The organism is Aerococcus sp. UBA6277 (genome assembly GCF_002440555.1).
In the GTDB taxonomy this organism is placed as follows: Bacteria; Bacillota; Bacilli; order Lactobacillales; family Aerococcaceae; genus Aerococcus.
Genome location: NZ_DJUR01000007.1, coordinates 1 through 3183, shown reverse-complemented (window position 1 = coordinate 3183; position 3183 = coordinate 1). Strand labels below are relative to the sequence as shown.

The 3183-nt window shown below is 38.6% G+C and carries 2 protein-coding genes; both read left to right on the top strand.

The window, feature by feature from the left end; translation table 11 throughout:
* Nucleotides 1-231: 231 nt before the first annotated feature.
* Nucleotides 232-2202 carry a fructose-1,6-bisphosphatase gene (locus tag B2V22_RS01350; RefSeq protein ID WP_290489982.1) on the top strand — a complete coding sequence of 657 codons (1971 nt, stop codon included), beginning with the start codon at nt 232-234 and terminating at the stop codon, nt 2200-2202.
* Between the two features lie 19 nt (nt 2203-2221).
* Nucleotides 2222-2950, top strand: a complete 729-nt coding sequence (locus tag B2V22_RS01345) for a histidine phosphatase family protein (protein ID WP_290489981.1) — start codon at nt 2222-2224, stop codon at nt 2948-2950.
* Nucleotides 2951-3183 lie beyond the last annotated feature (233 nt).

Genomic DNA, 3183 nt, shown 5'->3' with positions numbered 1-3183 from the left:
CACTATTTATTATAGAACCAAAGTTTATGGGTATGCTTTTTTGCTATTTTGTCACTAAGTAATGATAGCAAGTTGTTAGATTATCTAATATAATGGATGAAACTGAGTTAGAAGGACTTAAATAACAATTTTTTTAAAAATATCATAATTTTGTTAGAAATAGAAATATTGCAATTTTTATCTACTGACAAAAAATGGTATGATGGGTGAAAGAAAGTGAGTGAAGTAGTGATGGACTACAATAAACGTTATTTATTATTACTATCTGAGCAATTTCCCGATATTGCCTCGGTAACAACTGAAATCATTAATCTAGAAGCGATTATGGAATTACCTAAAGCCACAGAACATTTTATTAGTGACCTCCATGGCGAGTACGATGCTGTTTCGCACGTGTTACGTAATGGGTCGGGGAATATAAAAGAAAAGATTCGTGAAGTATTCCAAAACCGTTTATCGACGAATGAAATGAACCAGTTGGCAACCCTTATCTACTATCCAGAAGAGAAGCTAGACCGTGTATTAGCGGATATTACAGATGTAGAGGAAGAGCATGAATTCTATACGTTAACAATTTCTAGGATGGTGGAGTTAGGGCAATTTGTTGTGTCCAAATACACCCGTTCAAAGGTTCGTAAGGCTATGCCAAAAGACATGTCTTACATCCTTGAGGAGTTGTTATTTAAGGATTCTGTCTTGACCAACAAGGGGTCTTACTACTGGAATATTATTCAAAATGTGATCGAATTAGGGGCAGCAAACCGTTTAATTGAGGCCTTGTCTGAATTGATGCAAGAACTAGTTGTCGATCATTTACACGTTTTAGGGGACATCTATGACCGTGGCCCGTCGCCTGATAAAATTATCGACTTGTTAGTTGCTCAGAAATCCATCGATATCCAATGGGGAAACCATGACGCCATTTGGATGGGGGCTGCTTCCGGGTCACGCGTCTTAATCGCCAATGTATTACGGATTTGTGCCCGTTATGACAACTTAGAGATCATCGAGGATGGCTATGGTATTTCACTGAGACCCTTGGTTGCCTTCGCGGAGGCTACATACCCGGATGATTCTATCGCAGAATTTATGCCTAAGATTGACGATACGGTAGACCATTTTCCAGAAGAAGTGAAACAAATTGCCAAGATGCAGCAGGCAATCACGATTATTCAATTTAAATTAGAAGCGCAAGTCATTAAACGCCACCCTGAATTCCAAACCGATAACCGCCTATTCCTTGATAAATTAGACTTGGAAAAAGGGACTGTACTCGTTGATGGGAAGGAATATAACTTGAAGAATACGACCTTCCCAACGGTAGACCCGGCAGATCCGTTCAAACTCACTGAAGATGAAGAATATGTGATGGCGAAATTACAAGCTGGATTCTTAAATTCAGACCGTCTGCAAAAGCATATTGCCTACCTATATAGTAAGGGGTCATTGTATAAAGTCTACAATGAAAACCTGTTATATCATGGTTGTATTCCGATGAATGAAGATATGTCATTTAAGGCGGTTGAAATTCACGGACGTTCATACGCAGGACGGGAATTGTTGGATCAATTTGAGAAGTCTATGCGTCAAGCTTTTGCGGCTCAAGGACCAGATGAGTACGAAAACCCTGATTTGGATTACATGTGGTATATCTGGCAAGGGGAAGGGTCTTCTCTATTCGGAAAAACGAAGATGACGACATTTGAGCGCTACTATATCGACGATGCTGAAACTCATCATGAGCCAAAAAATATTTACTATACTTTACGTAATGACAAAGAGTGTGCTGAATTGATTTTAAGCGAGTTTGGTATTCGTCCAGATCGAGGGCATATTGTAAACGGTCATACGCCGGTTAAAGAGCGTAAGGGTGAAGATCCAGTTAAAGCGGACGGTAAACTCTTAGTGATTGACGGCGGTTTTGCAAAAGCCTATCAACCAACTACAGGCCTAGCAGGTTATACCTTATTATATAATTCGTTTGGTATGTTATTAGTGAGCCATCAGCCATTTTCAAGTATAGAGGATGCAGTAGAACATGAAACGGATATAGTGTCCACTCGTAGAATTATCGATAAAGAGCTTGAAAGGTTACAAGTTCGCCAAACGGATGTTGGTGTGAAGTTAGAAGATCAAGTTATGCAATTAAAAAAATTACTACAGGCTTATAGAAATGGTACAATAAGACCCAGAGTAGTGTAATCTGAGGAGGAATTTATTCATGTCAAAAGGTGTGACGATTTACTTCATGCGTCATGGAGAAACGTATCTAAATTATTATGGACGTATGCAGGGGTGGGCTGATGCACCACTAACGCCACGCGGAGAAGAAGATGTACGTAGCAGTGGTCGTGGATTGGCCGATGTAGAATTTTCAGCAGTATATACTAGTGATTTACAACGTACGGTAAAAACTGCAGAACTGATTCTAGACGAAAATAAGGCAACTGCTAAAGATATTGAAATTGAGAAACGTCCAGAGTTTAGAGAAGTCTTCTTTGGTTCATTTGAAGGACTCGAAGCGCGAGGGCTTTGGGACCAAGTAACGGAAATTGCTACTGGAAAAGATGGCAATTATACAGGTGCCACTTCAGATGAAAGTGTTCGTTTAGAATTGAATGCTTTTAAAGAAATGGATCCATACCACGATGCTGAAAACTTCATGGAATTTTGGATGCGCGTGGAATTAGGATTGATCGACGTAATCACTAAACACAGAGAAACTGATCAAACAATTTTAATCGTTAGTCACGGAATGACTATCCGTAATATGATCCACGAGTTAATTCCACAATTTGAAATTGATTCTATGTTAGACAATGCCAGTGTGTCTGTGGTTAGATACCAAGATGGTTTATACCATTTAGAAGCCTTTAACCAAACAGACCACTTTGCACGTAAAGAAGTGAATGACGAAACAACAGATCTTGATCATTCAGATATTTCATAAAATTAAAAAGCATGACAGATTAGATTTTTTATTTATTTTGTCATGCTTTTTGTAATACTTCAATCCGGATGATATTAGTTTGTTATTTGATTATAAGTCACGCGACGAACTCGTAATAGGGCACCTTATTTGTGGGCAGATTATAGGTTCTTTTTCAAAGGCATAGAAATTGAAATGTGATCACTAAGTATAAAAAAAAGCGCTTAGGAAATATAGTGGACCCCAAAAGTTAG